Consider the following 19,168-nt stretch of genomic DNA (forward strand, 5'->3'; position numbering starts at 1 on the left):
GAAGGATGTGGCGGCGCCGGGGCGTGCGGCGGTCGGCGGCGGGACTTGCGTGCGCGTTGCTCATGACGGCCGCCGCGGGATGCCAGGCCGACGTCCGCCTGTCGGGGCCCTCCGCGTCGGAACGGCCGTCCGGCGGCGCTTCGCGGACCGCCGAGCGCAACGTCGCCAAGGCGCGCGACGACCTGGCCGCGCTGCGCATCGCGTCCGAAGGCGACGGGGACGGCTACTCGCGCGACCGGTTCGGCGGCCGGTGGAAGGACATCGACCGCAACGGCTGCGACCAGCGCAACGACATCCTCGCCCGCGACCTGCGGCAGGTGCGCAAACGCGACGACTGCATCGTGACCTCCGGGCGGCTGCACGACCCCTACAGCGGCAAGGACATCGCCTTCAACCGGTCCAAGCCCGCCGAAGTGCAGATCGACCACGTCTACCCGCTGGCGCTGGCGTGGCGGATGGGCGCCTCCCGGTGGAGCGCGGACCGGCGCGAGCGGTTCGCCAACGACCCCGACAACCTCCTGGCGGTGTGGGGCGTGCCGAACCGGGAGAAGAGCGACTCCGGCCCCGCGCAGTGGCAGCCGGCCGAGGTGTTCCGCTGCGAGTACGGCATCAGGTACATCGCGGTCGCCCGCAAGTACTCGCTGCCGGTGACCCGCGCCGACCGCGACGCGCTGCGCGGCTTCCTCGACCGCTGCTGAGGCCGGGCCCGGCGTGGCGCGGGGACGGCGGCAATAGGCTGAACCCCATGAGCAGCGACCCCAACGAGCACGCCGCACCGCCCAACGGGCAGGCACCGAACGACGACGAGCATGCGCGCAAGGACAGGCCGCGCGTCCGCACCGAACGCGCCTTCGGGGCCCGCGCCACCGGCGCGGAGGTCACCGGGGCGTCGGCGACCGGGCTGACGGTGCGCGCCGGAAACGCCGCCGGGTCGCTGGCGCTGGGCGCGATGGCGCTGGGCGCCCTCGCGATCGGCGCGGTCGCCATCGGCCGGCTGGTCGTCAAGCGGGCCGTCATCGGGCATCTCCAGGCGGGCACCGTGGAGATCGCGCACCTGAAGGTCGGCCGCCTGGACATCACCGACAGCTGACGCGCGGCGCCCGCGGCGGGCGCCCTGAGGAAAGCCGCGTCCCCGGCCCTTGACCGGGGCCGGGGACGCGAACGCTCGGTGTCGAAAGGCCGTCTTGCAGCGGGCCGTCAGCCCAGGGCCGCACGGACGACGCCCGCCAGCCGCTCGGCGACCGACTGCGCCTGCTCCTGCGAGGACGCCTCGACCATCACCCGCACCATGGGCTCGGTGCCGCTCGGCCGGATCAGCACCCGCCCGGAGTCGCCCAGCTCCGCCTCGGCCTCGGCGATCGCCGCAGCCAGCTCCGGGGACGTCTTGACCCGCGTCTTGTCCACGCCCCGGACGTTGATCAGCACCTGCGGCAGCCGCGTCATCGCCTTGGCCAGCTCGTCCAGCGAGACGCCGCGCCGCACCATCGCCGCCAGCAGGTGCAGCCCGGTCAGCACGCCGTCGCCGGTGGTGGCGTGCCGGCGCATGATCACATGGCCGGACTGCTCGCCGCCCAGCGTGTAGCCGCCCTCCCGCATCGCCTCCAGCACGTACCGGTCGCCGACCGCGGTCTCCACGACCTTGATCCCGGCCTCCCGCATGGCCAGCCGGAAGCCCAGGTTGGACATGACCGTGGCGACCACCGTGTCGGCGGCCAGCAGCCCGGCCTCGCGCTGCTCCAGCGCCAGGATCGCCATGATCTGGTCGCCGTCGACCTCCGCACCGGTCGCGGTGACGGCCAGGCAGCGGTCGGCGTCGCCGTCGTTGGCGATCCCGGCGTCGGCGCCGTGCTCCAGCACCGCGGCGCGCAGCGCGTCCAGATGGGTGGAGCCGCAGCCGGCGTTGATGTTCAGCCCGTCCGGCGCCACCCCGATGGTGATCACCTCGGCGCCGGCGCGGCGCAGCGCCTCCGGCGCCACCTCCCAGGACGCGCCGTTTGCGCAGTCCACCACCACGCGCAGCCCGGCCAGCGACACCGGCAGCGTGGAGACCAGGTGCGCGACGTAGTGCTCGACGGCGCCGTGCGCCTCGCGGACGCGGCCGACGCCCGCGCCGGTCGGCGGCTCCCAGTCCTGCCCGAGGCTGGCCTCGATGCGGTCTTCGATCTCGTCGGGCAGCTTGTGGCCGCTGCGGTCGAAGAACTTGATCCCGTTGTCGGGGGCGGGGTTGTGCGAGGCCGACAGCATCACGCCCAGGTCGGCGGTGAGCGCGTGGGTCAGATGGGCGACCGCCGGCGTCGGCAGCACCCCCAGCCGCAGCACGTCCACACCCGCGCTGGCCAGCCCGGCCACCACCGCGGCCTCCAGGAACTCGCCCGAGGCCCGCGGATCGCGCCCGACCACGGCGACCGGGCGGTGCCCGGTGAACGCGCCGGCCTCGCCGAGGACCCGCGCCGCGGCGACGGACAGGTCCATGGCCAGCGGGGCGGTCAGATCGCGGTTGGCGAGCCCGCGTACGCCATCGGTCCCGAAAAGACGACCCACAGTTTCCACTCCCGATAGAAAAAGAGACCGCGCGGCCCGCGACCGGGGGCCGCACCCCGTCGCTCCGCGCGGTCAAATCTAGTGCGCCGCCCCGTTCTCGGCAGCCGTTGCGCCACCTCCAAGATCGTCGAGTCGCGATCCGGCGGCGCAGGCGCGGACGGGACGGATGATCCGCAAACGCGGACGAGCCGCCGCCCCCGCCGGCCGGGGCGCCCCGGTTCCCGCGGGGCGCGCACCGGACCCGATGCGCGGGGTGCGACGGCTCGCACCGTTGACGATCAGCGCTTGCTGTACTGCGGCGCCTTGCGGGCCTTCTTCAGACCGGCCTTCTTGCGCTCGATGACCCGCGCGTCGCGGGTCAGGAAGCCGGCCTTCTTCAGCGCCGGGCGGTGGTCGGGGTTGGCCACCTGCAGCGCCCGGGAGATGCCCAGGCGCAGCGCGCCGGCCTGCCCGGTGACGCCGCCGCCGTTGACGCGGGCCAGCACGTCGAACTGCCCGTCCAGGCCGAGCAGCACGAACGGCTCGTTCACGATCTGCTGGTGCACCTTGTTCGGGAAGTACTGGTCGAGGGTGCGACCGTTGATCTTCCAGGTGCCGTTGCCGGGGACGATCCGCACCCGCGCGATGGCCTGCTTGCGGCGGCCGGTGCCGGCGGCGGGGCCGGTCGCCACCGGCTGACCGAGGTAGCCGGTCTCGACGGCCTGCGGCGTCTCCGTGCTGTACTCGGACGGGACTTCTTCGTCGTAGGCGTCGTATTCGACACCCTCAGCGGGCGTCTCCAAGCCGGTGGGCTCGTCCACGGAATTCTCCAAGGGTCTTCTGGCCAGGGCGGCGGGCCCGGTCGGTCTTCGGGTGCCCCGGCGGCCACGGAAATGGTTTCGGCGACCGACCGGCGGAGCCGCGCGCGTGGCCGGCATCCACCGTGTGAATGTGCGTCACCGCCCGGCGGACGCCGGACGGCGGGGGTTCACTGCGCGATCTGCTTGATCTCGAACGGGATCGGCTTCTGCGCCTGGTGCGGGTGCTCGGGGCCGCGGTACACCTTGACCTTGCCGAACATCTTCCGGCCGAGCCGGTTCTTGGGCAGCATGCCCTTGATCGCCTTCTCGACCGCGCGCTCGGGGTGCTTGTCCAGAAGGTCGCTGTAGGCGATCGAGCGCAGCCCGCCCGGGTAACCGGAGTGCCGGTAGGCGCGCTTCTGCTGGCGCTTGTTGCCCGTCAGCGCGACCTTCTCGGCGTTCACGACGATGACGAAGTCACCGGTGTCCAGGTGCGGCGCGTAGATCGGCTTGTGCTTACCCCGAAGCAGCTGCGCGACCTGACTGGCGAGCCGACCCAGCACGACATCGGTCGCATCGATGACGTACCACTGACGCTCGACGTCAGTGGGCTTAGGGGTGTACGTGCGCACGGTCGTAGACCTTCGTTTCCTCGTCGACTTCTAGCGGTTGCGATCGCCCGCCGCGGAGAGCGGACGCAAGCAAAGACACAACGAACCCGCAGAATATCGAGCCTCGCGGGCACGGGTCAAAGCGGGAACGTCGTGCAGCCCCGCCACCCTCCAGTATGCCCTATGCGCGAAGGTGCCTCGACCGTTTCGGCCGTGCGGACGGCGTCGGCAGGCCCTGCGATGCCCCGCTTCGGGACGCTTCTCCGCAGGGCTCGCCGAGGCCCGTGTCGATCACCATACCGGCCGTGCACAGGTAAAATCTGTCCGCTTTAGGGAGACTTGCCGGTTTTTTAAGGGTTATCGTGCCATGCCACTGGTACGTCACGCCGGCACCGCCGGCCCGACCCAGGGAGCCCCCGCTGAACACTCCCCGCTCAACACAGAAGGCAAGGACCCGGTACACCCCCAAACACCGCCGGGAGGACCGACGCACCCGGGGCATGCGGTTCGCGGTCGTCACCGCGTCGCTCACCGCCTCCGCGCTCGCCGTCGGAACCGGTTTCGCTCTCGACCGCACCGCCCTGCCCGTCCTGCTGGACGCCCAACCGGCCAGCGCATCGAGCAAGTTCACGCCGACCCCGCCGAGCGGCGGGCAGCAGAATCCCTCTCCCGGCCAGTGGCAGCAGAGGTGGAACCGCGACACGCCGCCGCTCAAGCGGATGCACGGCGACTGGCCCAAGCCGCAATCGCCCTCGTCGCAGGAGGACGACAGCAGCACGCCCTCGTCCGGCTCCGACTCCGCCGACTCCGGCTCGGACACCGGCAAGCGTTCACGCTGGGGCTGGGACTGGGACTGGAAGAAGGGTTCCGGCTCGGACTCTGACACCGGCTCGGACTCGGGCGCCGGTTCCGGTTCTGACAGCGGCTCGGACTCCGGCTCCGGCAGTGGTTCTGACACCGGTTCCGGCTCCAACTCCGACTCCGGTTCCGGTTCTGGTTCCGACTCCGGTTCCAGCTCTGACACCGGCTCAGGCTCGGACACCGGCTCAGGTTCGGACAGCAGCTCGGACTCCGGCTCGGACTCGGGCGCGTTCTCCAAGGAGGAGGACGCCGTGGTGAAGCTCACCAACGAGGAGCGGGCCAAGGCGGGCTGCAGCGCGCTGAAGGTGGACGACCGACTGGTCACCGCCGCGCGCAAGCACTCGGAGGACATGGCGGCGAAGAACTACTTCTCGCACAACTCGCAGAACGGCGACGACCCGTTCGACCGCATGGAGGCGGCCGGCTACCCCGACCCGGCGGCCGAGAACATCGCCATGGGGTACACCACCCCCGACGCCGTCATGGAGGGCTGGATGAACAGCGCCGGACACCGGCGCAACATCCTCGACTGCAGCCTGCGCACCATCGGCGTCGGCGTGGCCAAGAGCGACCGCGGCCTGTACTGGACGCAGGACTTCGGCCGCTAGCAGTCACGTCGTCCGCTCACCGGGCGACCTTCCGCAAACCGGCGGCGTCCGGTTCCGCCCCATGTCAAGGTGGGTGATCCGAAGGTTCCGAGCTTCTCCCCGCAGATCCAGAGCCGTAGCAGAGGAACGGTAAGGTCCAAGCCATGGGTTATCCGGGCGATCAAGGCAAACCCGGCGGCTGGCCTCCCGGGCAGCCGCCGTCCGCGCCGTACGGTCCCGCACCGGAGCGTCCCGAGGAGGCACCGCCCGGCGCGCCCTCCTGGGGGGACCATCCCTGGGAGGGCGGGCCGCGGCAGGCCAGGGCGTCCGCGGCCGGAGGACCGTCCGGCACCCAGGCGATCGCACCGCCCTTCGGCCAGGCTCCGGACGGCCCGGGAGGGCCCGGCGCCCCAGGAGACACGCAGATCTACGACTCGGGCCACGGCCAGGGCTTCGGGCAGGGTTACGGCCCGGAGTCCGGGCAGGCGCCGGGGCCGGGTCCGAACGGCGAGTTCGCCGAGTTCGGCCCCGGCCCCGGCGGACCGGACGGCCCCGAACCGCCCGACGGGCCCGCCGGGCAGGAGGCGCCGCGGCAGCGCCGGCCCCACCTCGCGTTGACCATCGGCGGTGCGGCCGCCGCCGGGCTGCTGCTGGTCGGCGGCGGTTTCGCGGTGTCGTCGATGCTGAAGGGCGACGGCGACGCCGAGCCCGCCACCGCCTCGGCCACGCCGACGAAGACGACCGCGTCGCCGACCCCGTCCCCCACGGTCCCGTCGCTGCAGCCGGTCAAGCTCAAGAGCCGCACCACCGACCCCACCCCGCTGACGCTCGAAGAGATCTTCGGCAAGCGCTCCTTCAAGGCGAGCGGGATGAAGTACAGCCGGGTGGCCTGGAACCACAAGAGCAGCTGCACCAGCACGGTGACCGGGACGAAGCTGACCAGCGTGCTGCGCAAGGGCGACTGCTCGCAGGTGCTGCGCGCCACCTACGTGCGCAGCGACGGCGCGCTCATCGGCTCGGTCGGCGTGTTCAACCTGACGACCGAGACGTATGCCAAGAGCGCCGTCAAGGCCGCCAGCGCCAAGAGCGCCGCGCTGCGGCCGCTGACCGGCCCGGGCATCACCAAGAAGATCGGCAAGGGAGAGGCGCTCGGCACCGCCGAGGCGCGCGGCCACTACCTGGTCATCACCTGGGTCCAGCGCCCGGACGGCAAGAAGATCCCGGAGTCCTCCTACAAGGCCGTCACCACGTTCGGCCGCCAGGTCATCAAGAACAGCGGCCTCAGCTTCGCGCTGGCCTACCGGGAGACCGAGGGGAAACCCTACGGAAACTAATACCCTCACTTCTTATGTCTGGACCTAACGAGACCAGGGACTCCGCCGAGGAGCCGGGGGCGTCCTCCGGCCCCGCCTCCGAGGCGCCGCCCAGTTTCGGCAACGCGGACCCCGCCGCCGGCGAGCCCGACAGACCGTCCGCGCAGACCTCCCCGGAGAAGTCCGAGGAAGCCCCCGCCGACAAGCCCGGCACCGTCGGGCTGCCCCCGTTCATGCTCCAGCGTCCCTGGTGGGCCACCGACGAGGACGACGACACCGGCGACGACGCGGAGAACAAGCCGCAGACCGCATCCGACGGCGCCGACGCCGAGAGCGGGCCTGACGAGCAGCCCGCACCCGGAGCCGAACCTGCAAAGAAGGCACCTGCCAAGACCGAACCTGCAAAGACCGAACCTGCAAAGACCGAAGCCGCGAAGCCGAAAGCCGCGGCACCCGAATCGGCCGAGTCGTCCGAGTCGTCCGAACCTCCCGTTGGGACCGATCCACTGCCGGCCCCGACGCCGGGCACGCTGGTGGCCGGTGCCGGCGCGCCGGGCGTCGACACGCGCGGCGCCGTCCCCACCCGGCAGCCCGCGCCGCCGTCCGCCGCCGAGACCGAGCCCGACATCCCCGTCGTCCGTGTCGACGACGACTCCGCGACGCCCGGGAAAGACAAGCCCGCCGGCACCGAACCCGCGGGCGGCAAGCCCGCCGGTCCCCAGGCCTCGGACGACGACACGGCGCCGATCCCCCGAACCGAGATCCCGGCCCCTGCGGCACCCGCCCCCGGCCCCGCCGCTTCCCCAAACCAGCCGACGGCGGCCACGCCGCCGTACCGCCCCGACAATCCGGCGCCGTTCGGCGGCCCCGGCTACACCGCGCCGACGCAGACGTTCCCCGCCGCCCCCGCCGACCAGGGCGCCCCGACCGCACCCGCACCGAGCGGGAAGAAGCGCGGCAACCGCAAGGCGCTGCTGGCCGCCGGCGGTGTCGCGGGCGCCCTCGTCGTCGCCGCGGGCGCGTACGTCCTGCTCGGTTCCGGCTCGGGCGGCGACGGCCGTGAGGCGGCTCCGGCCGGGCGCACGCCCACGTCCGCCCAGCAGCCGCAGGCCCCCGCCGCCTCGCCCACCGGGGCCACCACGGTTCCCGCCCCCTCCCAGTCGGCGCAGGCGAGCATCAACAACGTCAAGACCGACCCCAAGCCGCTGGCGCTGGTCGAGGCGTTCCCCACCAAGAACGTCACCGTGGGCGGCCGCTCCTACGTGCGGGACAAGGCGTCGGTCAACCACAACTGCGCCCTGACCGCGCGCGGCGCGATGGCGCAGGCCCTGCAGCGTGCGGGCTGCACCAGCGTCGTCCGCGTCACCTTCTTGGACAAGCAGCGGTCGGTGGCCGTCACGTCCGGCATCGCCGTGCTGCCCAACCACGAGGCCGCGCTCCGGGCGAGCCGCGCCGGCGACCCCAGCAAGTACGAATGGTTCCGCGGCATGGCGGGCTCGCGGACCAAGGACATCGACCGCGCGGGCGGATACGCCGCCAGCACCGTGCGCGGCCGCTACATCGTCTACTCGTACGCCCAGTACGCCAACGGCAGGCGCCCCCAGCCCGGGGACGCGCTGCAGAACGTGGCGCGGCAGTTCATCGACTACGGCGTACGTCCCATCGACGCACGCGCCAGGCAGCGCCGGTAACGGCGCCGGGTGCGGTCAGGAGACGCCCGCCGAGGACGACTCGTCCGCGTCGGCCGTCTCCCCCGAGCCGCCGTCGCCGGTCGCACCGCCGTTGGCGGACGCGGCGCCGTTGCCGCCGGTCGCGTTGAGGGTGCGGACGCGCCGGGTCTCCTGGGCGCGCCGCGCCAGGGCGGCCTCGTCATCGGGGTACCGGATCTCCTCAAGGGACAGCCCGTGCGCGGGCGCGACGTTCACCGCGGAGTCGCGCACCCCGGCCGCCAGCACTTTGGCGGGCCAGTCGATGTCGCGGCGGCCGTCGCCGACCATCAGCAGCGCGCCCACCAGGGCGCGCACCATGGAGTGGCAGAAGGCGTCGGCCTCGACCGTTGCCACCGCGAGGTGGGGTTCCTCGCGCGTCCACTCGTACCGCAGCAGCCGCCGGATGGTCGTGGCGCCCTCCCGCCTGCGGCAGTAGGCGGCGAAGTCGTGCTCGCCCACCAGAGCGGCGGCGGCGGCGTTCATCCGGTCCAGGTCGAGGGGGCGCGGGTGCCACAGCACGTCGCGGCGGCGCAGCGGGTCCACGCCCACCGGGTCGTCGCACACGCGGTACTCGTAGCGCCGCGACAGCGCCGAGAACCGGGCGTCGAAGCTGTCGGGCGCCGGGGCGATGCGCCGGACGCGCACGTCCGGCGGCAGCACGCCGGCGAGCCGGCGCGGCAGCGTGCCGTTGATGGCGGAGTAGGCGGCGCTCGGGACGACGACGTGGGCGACCTGGCCGCGCGCGTGCACTCCGGCGTCGGTGCGCCCGGCGACGGTCAGCACCGGCGCCGGGTCCAGGCGCAGCACGCGCGCCAGCGCGTCCTCGATCACGCCCTGCACCGTCCGCTGCCCGGGCTGCCGGGCCCAGCCCGCGAAATCGCTCCCGTCGTAGCTGATGTCCAGGCGGAGCCGTACCAATGCGGTCATGTCAGGAAAGCTGCCCTTCTCCACCGTCGTGTCTCGTTCTTCCCGCGGGCCGCCGCCCTCCTGACCTGACCATAGATCCAGTCTGGCAAAGATCGGGCCCGCCGTCCCGTAGCGGGACGGCGGGCCCCGGTGGTGTCGATCGGATGCCGATCGAAATCGCCACCGCAAACGGTCGGGCGAGGGTCTACTTGGCGTCGCCCTCGGCGTTCTCGGCCTCGTCAGCGGCGTCCTTGGCCTCGGCCTTCGCCTCGTCCGCGGACTCCGCCGCCTCGGTCTCCTCGGACTTTGCGAGGTCGGCCTTCTCCTCGGTCTTCTCCTCGGCCTTCTCCGCCGGGGCGGCGGCCGGGGCGGTGCCGGTGGAGGCGGCCAGCGGCTCCCGCACCAGCTCGATCACGGCCATCGGCGCGTTGTCGCCGCGCCGCGGGCCGATCTTGGTGATCCGGGTGTAGCCGCCGGGACGGTTCTCGTAGCGCGGAGCGATCTCGGTGAACAGCTCGTGCACCACGCTCTTGTCCCGGATGACGCGCAGCACCTGCCGACGGTTGTGCAGGTCACCGCGCTTGGCCTTGGTGATCAGCTTCTCCGCCAGCGGACGCACCCGCCGGGCCTTGGCCTCGGTGGTGGTGATGCGCCCGTGCTCGAACAGCTGCGTGGCCAGGTTGGCCAGCAGCAGCCGCTGGTGCGCGGGGCTGCCGCCGAGGCGGGCGCCCTTGGTGGGCTTGGGCATCGCGTGTCCTTCCTGCGCCGGCCGTATCAGGTACCGGCGTCAGTCGCCCGCCGCCGTGACGCACGCGGCGGGATCATCGTGTCGGTTACTCGTTCGCGCGGGGTGCGGGCCCGCCCGGACGGACGGCCCCGCACCCCGCCCCCCGTCGCGACGGGGAACGTTCGCGGATCAGTACTGCTCGGTCTCGGCGTAGCTGGAGTCGTCGTCGCCGTAGTTGTCCGCGGCCGCGCTCGGGTCGAACCCGGGCGGGGAGTCCTTCAGCGACAGGCCCATGTCGGCCAGCTTCTGCTTGACCTCCTCGATGGACTTGGCGCCGAAGTTGCGGATGTCGAGCAGGTCCTGCTCGCTGCGGGCGACCAGCTCGCCGACCGAGTGGATGCCCTCGCGCTTGAGGCAGTTGTAGGAGCGGACCGTGAGGTTCAGCTCCTCGATCGGCAGCGCGAGGTCGGCGGCCAGCGCCGCGTCGGTCGGGGACGGGCCCATGTCGATGCCCTCGGCCTCGACGTTGAGCTCGCGGGCCAGCCCGAACAGCTCGACCAGGGTCTTGCCCGCCGAGGCCACCGCGTCGCGCGGCAGCATGGCCGGCTTGGTCTCCACGTCCAGGATGAGCCGGTCGAAGTCGGTGCGCTGCTCGACTCGGGTCGCCTCGACCTTGTAGGTGACCTTCAGGACGGGCGAGTAGATCGAGTCGATCGGGATGCGGCCGATCTCCTGGCCCGGCTGCTTGTTCTGGGCCGCCGAGACGTAGCCGCGGCCGCGCTCGACCGTCAGCTCCATCTCCAGCTTGGCCTTGCTGTTCAGCGTGGCGATGTGCAGGTCGCGGTTGTGCACCTCGACCCCCGCCGGCGGCGCGATGTCGGCCGCGGTCACCTCACCCGGGCCCTGCTTGCGCAGGTACATCACCACCGGCTCGTCGTGCTCGGAGGAGACGACGAGCTCCTTGAGGTTCAAGATGATGTCGGTGACGTCCTCCTTGACCCCCGGGACGGTGGTGAACTCGTGCAGCACGCCCTCGATGCGGATGCTGGTGACGGCGGCGCCGGGGATCGAGGACAGCAGGGTGCGGCGCAGCGAGTTGCCGATCGTGTAGCCGAAGCCCGGCTCCAGCGGCTCGATGGTGAACCGCGACCGGTACTCGTCGACCTGCTCCTCGGTGAGGGTGGGACGCTGAGCGATGAGCATGATGGAACCTTCTTTCCGCGGTGCCCGCTATATGACGACCGCGATGGAGATATACCCCGATTGTCCGGTTTCGCGCCGGGCGTGCGGGCCCGGCGCGAAACCGGGGCGAGCCCTTACTTGGAGTAGAGCTCGACGATCAGCTGCTCCTGGACGGGAGCGTCGATCTGCTGGCGGACCGGCAGCGCGTGCACGAAGATCCGCATCCGGCCGTCGGTCTGCACCCCCAGCCAGGCCGGGACCTGGCGCTCGCCGGCCTCGGCGCGGGCGACCTCGAACGGGGCCAGCGGCAGCGACTTCTGCCGGACCTCGATGATGTCGGCCTCGCTGACCTGGTACGAGGGGATGTTGACCTTCTTGCCGTTGACCAGGAAGTGGCCGTGGCGGATCAGCTGCCGGGCCATGTCCCGGGACTTGGCGAAACCCGCCCGGAAGACCACGTTGTCGAGGCGGCGCTCCAGCAGGCGCAGCAGGTTCTCACCCGTCTTGCCGCCCTGCCGGTTGGCCTCGACGTAGTAGTTACCGAACTGCTTCTCCAGCACGCCGTAGATGCGCTTGGCCTTCTGCTTCTCGCGCAGCTGGAGCAGGTACTCGGTCTCCTTGGGGCGGCCCCGGCCGTGCTCGCCCGGCGGGTAGGGCCGGATCTCGATCGGGCACTTGGGGCCCTCGCACTTGCTGCCCTTGAGGAACAGCTTCATCTTCTCGCGCCGGCAGAGCTTGCAGTCGGCGCCGGTGTAACGAGCCATCTCTCCTGATCTCCTCTGCCCCGGCTCAGACGCGGCGGCGCTTGGGCGGCCGGCAGCCGTTGTGCGGAACGGGCGTGACGTCCTGGATCGAGCCCACCTCCAGGCCGGTGGCCTGCAGCGACCTGATGGCGGTCTCGCGGCCCGACCCCGGGCCCTTGACGAACACGTCGACCTTGCGCATGCCGTGCTCCATGGCGCGGCGGGCGGCGGCCTCGGCCGCCTGCTGGGCGGCGTACGGGGTCGACTTGCGCGACCCCTTGAAGCCCACGTGGCCCGAGGAGGCCCAGGAGATCACGTTCCCGTTCGGGTCGGTGATCGAAACGATGGTGTTGTTGAACGTGCTCTTGATGTGCGCGTGACCGTGCGCGACGTTCTTCTTCTCCTTGCGGCGCACCTTCTTGGCGCCGGCTCGGCTCTTGGGAGGCATCTGCTCTCTCTACTCCTGAGGTCATCGACCCGGACGTTCGCCCCGGCGAGGGGACGGCGGCCCGGACTGCCGTTACTTCTTGCCGGCCTTCTTCTTTCCGGCCACGGTCTTCTTCTTGCCCTTGCGGGTGCGCGCGTTGGTCTGCGTGCGCTGGCCGTGCACGGGCAGGCCGCGGCGGTGCCGGATGCCCTGGTAGCACCCGATCTCGATCTTCCGGCGGATGTCGGCCTGGATCTCCCGGCGCAGGTCGCCTTCGACCTTGTAGTTGGCCTCGATCCAGTCGCGCAGCTTCACCAGCTCGTCGTCGCCGAGCTGGTGGACGCGCAGGTCCGGGTTGATCTCGGTGGCGCGCAGGGTCTCCTTCGCGCGCGTCCGGCCGATGCCGAAGATGTAGGTGAGAGCGATCTCCACGCGCTTGTCGCGCGGGAGGTCGACGCCCAACAGGCGTGCCATCTCGGGCAGTTCCCTTCGTGTCGCGGAGGTGTCGACGCAGCGCGGCCCGCTCACACCCTGCCCGGGTGGCGGCCCCGGCCTCCGTCCGGGGGTGGGTCCCTTCACACGACCATGCCGTACGACCCTCCAGAGAGCTCCAGGGGGAGCATCCCGGCGAGACGTACGGCGTGGAGTGTGAAGGCTCGCGCTGCGCTGTCTTCAGATGTGGACTGTTCCCCGCGCGCGGCGCCCCGGCGGGCGGGACGGCGCGCCCGGGCCGTCAGCCCTGACGCTGCTTGTGGCGCGGGTCGGCGCAGATGACCATGACCCGGCCGTGGCGCCGGATCACCCGGCACTTGTTGCAGATCTTCTTGACGCTCGGCTTGACCTTCACTGGGTCTCCTATTGCCAGGGTCACCCCCGCGCCGCCACACGCGGGAGAGGCAACCTCAGTGGGACGGGTTCACTTGTAGCGGTAGACGATCCGACCGCGCGTGAGGTCGTAGGGGCTCAACTCCACGACGACGCGGTCGTCCGGCAGGATCCGGATGTAGTGCATCCGCATCTTGCCGCTGATGTGGGCGAGCACCTTGTGCCCGTTGTCCAGCTCCACTCGGAACATGGCGTTCGGGAGGGACTCGACGACGGTGCCCTCGATCTCGATGGCCCCTTCTTTCTTGGGCATGTCCTCCGCGCTTTGCTGATCGGTTCATCGGATTCGGCCCGCGTCGCCGCGCGACACACGACCGCGGCCCGTCGCCAGGGCACCAAAGGCACTGAGGCATGGGTGGAAGGCGGCCGGAAGGTGGACCGACATAGGAGTCTACGGCACCGAGGCCGCGAATGCGAAACGAGCGTGCGTTCGGGCCCCGACACTGCTCCCGCACAAGCATATCGCCGCCCGCGCGTTGTACCTTTCCCTAAGGGATCCTTGAGGGAGGCGTCACTTGATGGGGGCTGGTGGGCGGGGATCGAAGGAGAATCGGTCGTGACAGCGAAGGCGCGGAGCACAGAGAGGGGCTCGGCATGCCGGGCTATGACTTCGCGCTGGTCCTGAGCCGCCCCCTCTACGAGGAGGAGCTGGACCCGCTGTTCGACCGGACCCGCGGGCTGGTCACCGTGTCCATCATCACCGAGCCGCAGCACGCCGACCGGCCGGGCAGCGCGCACTGCACCTGGCAGGGCCCCACGCTGGCCGCCGCGATCATGGAGGTGGTGGCGCATGTGGAGGAGGCCGCCCCGGGGGTGCGGGTGCAGCGGGTCGAGGCCGACCCCCTGCTGACCATCCGCGACATCGCCGAGCGGGTCGGCCGCTCACCCGACTCGGTGCGCCTGTCCATCACCGGCGCGCGCGGTCCCGGCGGGTTCCCCGCCGCGGAGATGTCGTCGGCCGGCCACCGGCTGTGGCGCTGGTCGAAGGTGGCCGCCTGGTACGGCGTGGACGACCCGCAGCTGCGCGAGGCCCAGCCGACCGCCCAGGCCATCAACGGCTGGCTGGCGCTGCGCGACATCGTGCCCGACATCGCCCCCGCGCCCGAGGACGTCACCTCCGCGCTGTCGGCCGTGATCGCCCAGGTGGCTTGAAGAGCGCCGCCGCCCGACCGTCCGCCTCCCTGAGCGCCCCTGAGCGTCTCTGAGACGCCCCGCACGCCCGACCGCTCGCGTCCCGCTCGGCGCGGACGGTCCCGCGGTGGGATGGCTCACGTCCCCGGGCGGCGAGTCGACACGGCGGCCGCGCGGCAGCCAAGATCAACAAATCCGGCACAGGAGACGGACGCCGCACGGCCGTCCGGACGCTTCGTGGTATGCCGGGAGAAGGGGGGACGAATGGCGATCATCGCGCAGCTCAGCGACATCCACCTCGCGGCGGGCCGGGACGGCGCGGTCGACGACGCCTCGGGCCCGGTGCGGGCGCTGCGGGCGGCGGTGGCGAGCCTGCTGGCGCTGCCCGCCCGGCCCGACGCCGTGGTGCTGACCGGCGACCTGGCCGACGGCGGCCGACCCGCCGAGTACGAGCGGCTGCACGCGCTGCTGTCGCCCCTGCCGATGGCCGTCTACCCGCTGCCCGGCAACCACGACGACCGCGACGCCCTCCGCGCGGCCTTCAGCGACCACCCCGCCGTCGCCGCCACCGGCGGGGAGCCCCAGGCCCCGGTGCAGTACGCCGTGGACGTGGCCGGCACGCGCCTGGTGTGCTGCGACACCAGCGTCCCCGGCAAGTCGCACGGGTCCATGGACGACGGGCGCCTGGAATGGCTCGACCGCACGCTGGCGAAGCAGCCCGACACCCCCACGATCGTGGCCACGCACCACCCGCCGTACCCGATCGGCATCCGCTTCATCGACGACATGCGCTTCGCCGAGACCGCCGAGTTCGCCGAGATCATCGCGCGGCACCCGCAGGTCGTGCGCGTCATCAGCGGGCACGTGCACCGGGGGACCGTCGGGTCGCTGGCCGGGACGGTCGGCACCACCTGCCCCAGCACCTACCGGCAGCTGTTCCTCGACATGACCCGCCCGGGACGCGCCGCGCTCACCGGCGAACCCGCCGGATTCGCCGTGCATCTGGTCGCCGACGGGACGGCCACCACGCACTTCGTGCCGACCGGCAACTACCGGCCGCTCATGCAAGTGGAATGACCCCGCCGCCGGGAAGGCCGGGGCTGCCCGGACGACTGCCTCGGGCGCGGGCTCAGCGCCGCCGCCCCAGCACCGTGATGAGGAGCAGCACCGCGCCCCACGGCCCCGCCACCCAGATCCACCACGGGTAGACCATGGTGCCGGTGACCGCCAGCAGCAGCCAGATCGCCAGATTGATCCCGCTGACGGCGGCCCACGCACCCCATGCCTCCCGGCCGTGCCGCTCCAGGACGCCCGAAGCGCGCACGGGCTCCACGGTGGCGCGCTGCGACTCGGGGACGGGCAGCTCGTACAGGTCCTCCTCGGGCAGGTCCGCGGTGACCTCCTGCAGCTGCCCCAGCGTCTTGGACGCGTAGACGGTCTCCAGCCGCTCGTTCAGCTCGTCCACGGTGATGCGGCCCTGTGCACAGTGCTCGCGCAGCAGCTCGGCCACCCGGTCGCGGTCGGCGTCGGAGGCGCGGATGTCAGGGTTCGGCGGCATGCCAGCCCCTTCACGTCTTCTCAAGAAGTACTACTACCCGCCGGCTTGGCCGGCCACTCGCGCCCCTCGTCAATGGCCGTCAGCACCCGCGGGCCCTGCGGCGTCACCGCGAAGGTGTGCTCGAAATGCGCCGACACGCTGCCGTCGACGGTGACCACCGTCCAGCCGTCGGCCAGCTCCCGGGTGTCCTTGCCGCCCAGGTTGACCATCGGCTCGACCGCGAAGCACATGCCCGGCCGCAGCACCGGCCCGTGCCCCGGCTCGCCGTGGTTGGCGATCAGGGGGTCCATGTGCATCTCGGTGCCGATGCCGTGCCCCCCGTACCCCTCGACGATGCCGTAGCGGCCCTGAGATCGGATGTGCGACTCGATCGCGTGCGAGATGTCGGTCAGGTGCGCCCCCGCCACTCCGGCCGCCAGACCAGCCCACAGGGCCGCCTCGGTGACCTCCAGCAGCCGCCGCCGCTCGGCGGAGATCTCCCCCACCGGGACGGTCACCGCCGAGTCGCCGTGCCAGCCGTGCACGATCGCACCGCAGTCGATGGAAATCACGTCGCCGTCCCGCAGCACCTTGTCGGCCCGCGGGATGCCGTGCACGATCTCGTCGTTCACCGACGTGCAGATCGTCGCCGGGAAGCCGTGGTAGCCCTTGAACGACGGCACCCCGCCGTGGTCGCGGATGTGCGTCTCGGCCAGCACGTCCAGGTCCATCGTGGTGATGCCCGGCTTGACCGCCTCGCGCAGCAGCTCCAGGGTGCGGGCCACCAGCAGGCCCGCCTCCCGCATCAGCTCGACCTGCTCGGGCGTCTTGATCTGGATCGCGGGCCTACGCCATCGGAACATGCCACTCCCTTGCCGCGCGCCGGAGCCGCCTGCGCGGCCTTCCTGCCCGTGGGGGCGCGCCGGTGCGGGGCCGGGGCGCCGTCCCCTTTGACCGCCCTCGATCACTTCGGGGGCATGCGTCCAGCGTACGCGCGCGCCGCCGCTGCGACGGACGCGCGCGTACGCCGGAACCGCCTGCTGCTAGCCCCGGAGGGTCACCGGTCCAGCGGGCGCAGCGCCGCCAGTGCCCGGTTGGTCACCTCTTCGATCGGCCCGGTGGCGTCGATGCCGACCAGGATGCCCTCGTCGGCGTAGAACTGGACCAGCGGCGCGGTCTGCTGCTGGTACACCTCCAGCCGGTGCCGGACGACCTCCTCGCGGTCGTCGTCGCGCTGGAACAGCTCGCCGCCGCAGTCGTCGCAGATGTCGTCCTGCTTGTCGTCGAAGTCGACATGCCAGATGCGACCGCAGCGCGAGCAGGTGCGGCGACCGGACAGGCGGCGCACCACCTCGTCCTCGTCGACCACGAGTTCCAGCACGATGTCCAGGCGGGCATCCCACTCGGCCAGGATCTTCTTGAGCGTCTCCGCCTGCGGGACGTTGCGCGGGAAGCCGTCCAGCAGGAAGCCATCCCGGGCGTCGTCCTGCGCCAACCGGTCGCGCACCATGGCGATGGTGATCTCGTCAGGAACCAGGTCGCCGCGGTCCATGTACGCCTTGGCCTTGCGGCCGAGCTCGGTGCCGCTGCTCACGTTCGCCCGGAAGATGTCACCTGTCGAGATCTTCGGGATGGACAGATGCGATGCGATGAACTGGGCCTGCGTCCCCTTGCCCGCGCCCGGGGGGCCCACCAGGACGATACGCACTACCGGAGGAAGCCCTCGTAGTTGCGCTGCTGGAGCTGACTTTCGATCTGCTTCACGGTATCCAGTCCCACGCCGACGACGATGAGGATGCTCGTGCCCCCGAAGGGGAAGTCCTGGGTGGCGTTCAACAGCGAGAACGCCACCATCGGGATGAGGGCGACGAGCCCCAGGTACAACGCGCCGGGCGTGGTGATCCGGGTGAGCACATAGTCGAGGTACTCGGCGGTCGGCCGGCCCGGACGAATACCCGGGATGAACCCACCATACTTCTTCATGTTGTCGGCCACTTCGGTGGGGTTGAAGGTGATGGCGACGTAGAAGTACGTGAAGAAGATGATGAAGGCGAAGAACACCGCCATGTGCCAGGGGTTGTCCTGCTGCAAGTAGGGCGAGATGCTCTGCAGCCACTTGGTGTCCGGCCACAGCTGCGTGGCCAGAACCGGCAGGTACAGCAGCGACGAGGCGAAGATGACCGGGATGATGCCGGCCTGGTTGACCTTCAGCGGGATGTAGGTGGACGTGCCGCCGTACATCCGCCGGCCGACCATCCGCTTGGCGTACTGCACCGGGATCCGGCGCTGGGCCTGCTCGACGAACACCACGCCCGCCATGATCGCCAGACCCACCAGAATCACCAGGGAGAACACGAAGACCCGGCGGTCCTCCGGCTGGCCCTGGTAGATCGCCCAGAACTGGGCCGGGAACACCGCGACCACCTGGGTGAAGATCAGGATGGACATGCCGTTGCCGACCCCGCGGTCGGTGATCAGCTCGCCCAGCCACATGATGACCGTGGTGCCCGCGGTCATGCAGATCACGATCGTGATGATCGTGGTGAGGTCGTTGTTGTAGAGGACGTCGCCGCCGGTCGTCGTGCCCTGGAACAGCTGCCCGGTACTGGCCATCGCCACGATGCCGGTCGCCTGCAGGATCGCCAGCCCCACGGTCAGGTACCGGGTGTACTGGGTGATCTTCGTGGTGCCGGCCTGGCCCTCCTTCTTGAGGGCCTCCAGCTTGGGGATCACGACGGTCAGCAGCTGCAGGATGATGCTGGCGGTGATGTAGGGCATGATGCCCAGCGCGAACACCGACAGCTTCAGCAGCGCGCCGCCGCTGAACAGGTCCACCAGGCCGTAGAGCTGGTTGCTCTGCTTGGCCTGGTCGGCCGTCTCGCGCAGGACCTCGGTGTTCACGCCCGGGGACGGCAGTACCGACCCGATGCGGAAGACCACGATGATGAAAAGCGTGAAGAGTATTTTCTTACGCAGGTCAGGCGTACGAAATGCCCGAACGAACGCGGTCAGCACCATTCCTCCTGCGCGACTGGTGTATCCATGGCCGCCGAGGGGCCGGTTACAGGTCCTAGACGGCGGACGCCGAAAGATACCACCGCCGTCGCCCTGACTCTAACAGGACGCGACACCGGGGCCGTGGCGCCGACCACACCGACCCGAAGGTCGCCCCCGCCCCGGAGGCCGGGGGTCCGCGGAGGGCGCTCCCCCCGCGGAATGTTCGGCCGCA

The 19,168-nt window shown here is 71.3% G+C and carries 22 protein-coding genes; 7 read left to right on the top strand and 15 right to left on the bottom strand.

Going from position 1 to position 19,168, the window contains the following annotated elements:
* The first annotated feature begins 62 nt into the window (after positions 1-62).
* The gene (locus QSK22_RS12395; RefSeq protein WP_285494247.1) at positions 63-698 is read left to right on the top strand and encodes an HNH endonuclease family protein; all 636 of its coding nucleotides are present in this window, start codon (positions 63-65) and stop codon (positions 696-698) included.
* A gap of 47 nt (positions 699-745) precedes the next feature.
* Positions 746-1,090, top strand: a complete 345-nt coding sequence (locus QSK22_RS12400; protein ID WP_285494248.1) for a hypothetical protein — start codon at positions 746-748, stop codon at positions 1,088-1,090.
* A gap of 107 nt (positions 1,091-1,197) precedes the next feature.
* Here QSK22_RS12400 and glmM read toward each other — a convergent pair whose 3' ends face one another.
* The 3 genes from glmM to rplM all read right to left on the bottom strand — a co-directional run bounded on the left by glmM (position 1,198) and on the right by rplM (position 3,952).
* Positions 1,198-2,541 (bottom strand): phosphoglucosamine mutase, encoded by a 1,344-nt coding sequence (glmM, locus tag QSK22_RS12405; protein WP_285494249.1) that lies wholly within the window; start codon positions 2,539-2,541, stop codon positions 1,198-1,200.
* A gap of 278 nt (positions 2,542-2,819) precedes the next feature.
* Positions 2,820-3,341: a 30S ribosomal protein S9 gene (rpsI, locus tag QSK22_RS12410; protein ID WP_285494250.1), complete on the bottom strand. Its 522-nt coding sequence runs from the start codon at positions 3,339-3,341 to the stop codon at positions 2,820-2,822.
* Positions 3,342-3,508: 167 nt separating this feature from the next.
* Complete coding sequence (gene rplM / locus QSK22_RS12415; protein WP_285494251.1) at positions 3,509-3,952, bottom strand: 50S ribosomal protein L13; 444 nt, start codon at positions 3,950-3,952, stop codon at positions 3,509-3,511.
* Positions 3,953-4,431: 479 nt separating this feature from the next.
* On the opposite strand from rplM, the gene QSK22_RS12420 reads away from it, so the two are divergent.
* The 3 genes from QSK22_RS12420 to QSK22_RS12430 all read left to right on the top strand — a co-directional run bounded on the left by QSK22_RS12420 (position 4,432) and on the right by QSK22_RS12430 (position 8,383).
* Entirely contained in the window at positions 4,432-5,400 is a 969-nt protein-coding gene (locus QSK22_RS12420) for a CAP domain-containing protein (RefSeq protein WP_285494252.1), read from the top strand.
* 143 nt (positions 5,401-5,543) lie between these two features.
* Entirely contained in the window at positions 5,544-6,713 is a 1,170-nt protein-coding gene (locus tag QSK22_RS12425) for a hypothetical protein (RefSeq protein ID WP_285494253.1), read from the top strand.
* 14 nt (positions 6,714-6,727) lie between these two features.
* Entirely contained in the window at positions 6,728-8,383 is a 1,656-nt protein-coding gene (locus tag QSK22_RS12430) for a hypothetical protein (RefSeq protein WP_285494254.1), read from the top strand.
* Between the two features lie 15 nt (positions 8,384-8,398).
* Here the strand turns inward: QSK22_RS12430 and truA are convergent, their stop codons facing one another.
* The 8 genes from truA to infA form a co-directional block, all read right to left on the bottom strand.
* Positions 8,399-9,328 (bottom strand): tRNA pseudouridine(38-40) synthase TruA, encoded by a 930-nt coding sequence (gene truA, locus QSK22_RS12435; RefSeq protein ID WP_285494255.1) that lies wholly within the window; start codon positions 9,326-9,328, stop codon positions 8,399-8,401.
* A 184-nt stretch (positions 9,329-9,512) separates the two neighbouring features.
* Complete coding sequence (rplQ, locus tag QSK22_RS12440; protein ID WP_285494256.1) at positions 9,513-10,055, bottom strand: 50S ribosomal protein L17; 543 nt, start codon at positions 10,053-10,055, stop codon at positions 9,513-9,515.
* A 168-nt stretch (positions 10,056-10,223) separates the two neighbouring features.
* Entirely contained in the window at positions 10,224-11,237 is a 1,014-nt protein-coding gene (locus QSK22_RS12445) for a DNA-directed RNA polymerase subunit alpha (protein WP_285494257.1), read from the bottom strand.
* 113 nt (positions 11,238-11,350) lie between these two features.
* Positions 11,351-11,980: a 30S ribosomal protein S4 gene (gene rpsD / locus QSK22_RS12450; RefSeq protein ID WP_285494258.1), complete on the bottom strand. Its 630-nt coding sequence runs from the start codon at positions 11,978-11,980 to the stop codon at positions 11,351-11,353.
* A 25-nt stretch (positions 11,981-12,005) separates the two neighbouring features.
* Entirely contained in the window at positions 12,006-12,407 is a 402-nt protein-coding gene (rpsK, locus tag QSK22_RS12455) for a 30S ribosomal protein S11 (protein WP_067912217.1), read from the bottom strand.
* Between the two features lie 72 nt (positions 12,408-12,479).
* Positions 12,480-12,860 (bottom strand): 30S ribosomal protein S13, encoded by a 381-nt coding sequence (gene rpsM / locus QSK22_RS12460; protein WP_285494259.1) that lies wholly within the window; start codon positions 12,858-12,860, stop codon positions 12,480-12,482.
* A gap of 259 nt (positions 12,861-13,119) precedes the next feature.
* On the bottom strand, positions 13,120-13,233 hold the full coding sequence (gene rpmJ / locus QSK22_RS12465) for a 50S ribosomal protein L36 (RefSeq protein WP_167925053.1): 114 nt from the start codon (positions 13,231-13,233) through the stop codon (positions 13,120-13,122).
* Between the two features lie 69 nt (positions 13,234-13,302).
* Complete coding sequence (gene infA / locus QSK22_RS12470) at positions 13,303-13,524, bottom strand: translation initiation factor IF-1 (protein WP_067912209.1); 222 nt, start codon at positions 13,522-13,524, stop codon at positions 13,303-13,305.
* Between the two features lie 341 nt (positions 13,525-13,865).
* Between infA and QSK22_RS12475 the strand changes: the two genes are divergently transcribed.
* Together QSK22_RS12475 and QSK22_RS12480 are read left to right on the top strand one after the other, a co-directional pair.
* On the top strand, positions 13,866-14,423 hold the full coding sequence (locus tag QSK22_RS12475) for a hypothetical protein (protein ID WP_285494260.1): 558 nt from the start codon (positions 13,866-13,868) through the stop codon (positions 14,421-14,423).
* Between the two features lie 243 nt (positions 14,424-14,666).
* Entirely contained in the window at positions 14,667-15,479 is an 813-nt protein-coding gene (locus QSK22_RS12480) for a phosphodiesterase (RefSeq protein WP_285494261.1), read from the top strand.
* A gap of 52 nt (positions 15,480-15,531) precedes the next feature.
* On the opposite strand, the gene QSK22_RS12485 is transcribed toward QSK22_RS12480, so the two are convergent.
* The 4 genes from QSK22_RS12485 to secY all read right to left on the bottom strand — a co-directional run bounded on the left by QSK22_RS12485 (position 15,532) and on the right by secY (position 18,954).
* Positions 15,532-15,960 carry a DUF1707 SHOCT-like domain-containing protein gene (locus QSK22_RS12485; protein WP_285494262.1) on the bottom strand — a complete coding sequence of 143 codons (429 nt, stop codon included), beginning with the start codon at positions 15,958-15,960 and terminating at the stop codon, positions 15,532-15,534.
* 20 nt (positions 15,961-15,980) lie between these two features.
* On the bottom strand, positions 15,981-16,802 hold the full coding sequence (map, locus tag QSK22_RS12490; protein ID WP_285494263.1) for a type I methionyl aminopeptidase: 822 nt from the start codon (positions 16,800-16,802) through the stop codon (positions 15,981-15,983).
* Positions 16,803-16,996: 194 nt separating this feature from the next.
* Positions 16,997-17,647, bottom strand: coding sequence for an adenylate kinase (locus QSK22_RS12495; RefSeq protein WP_285494264.1), 651 nt, complete (start codon positions 17,645-17,647; stop codon positions 16,997-16,999).
* Positions 17,647-18,954 (bottom strand): preprotein translocase subunit SecY, encoded by a 1,308-nt coding sequence (gene secY / locus QSK22_RS12500; protein ID WP_285494360.1) that lies wholly within the window; start codon positions 18,952-18,954, stop codon positions 17,647-17,649. Before secY ends, QSK22_RS12495 begins: the two co-directional genes overlap by 1 nt.
* Positions 18,955-19,168: the final 214 nt, after the last annotated feature.

The sequence above is a fragment of the Actinomadura sp. NBRC 104425 genome (genome assembly GCF_030269545.1).
Lineage (GTDB): Bacteria > Actinomycetota > Actinomycetes > Streptosporangiales > Streptosporangiaceae > Spirillospora > Spirillospora keratinilytica.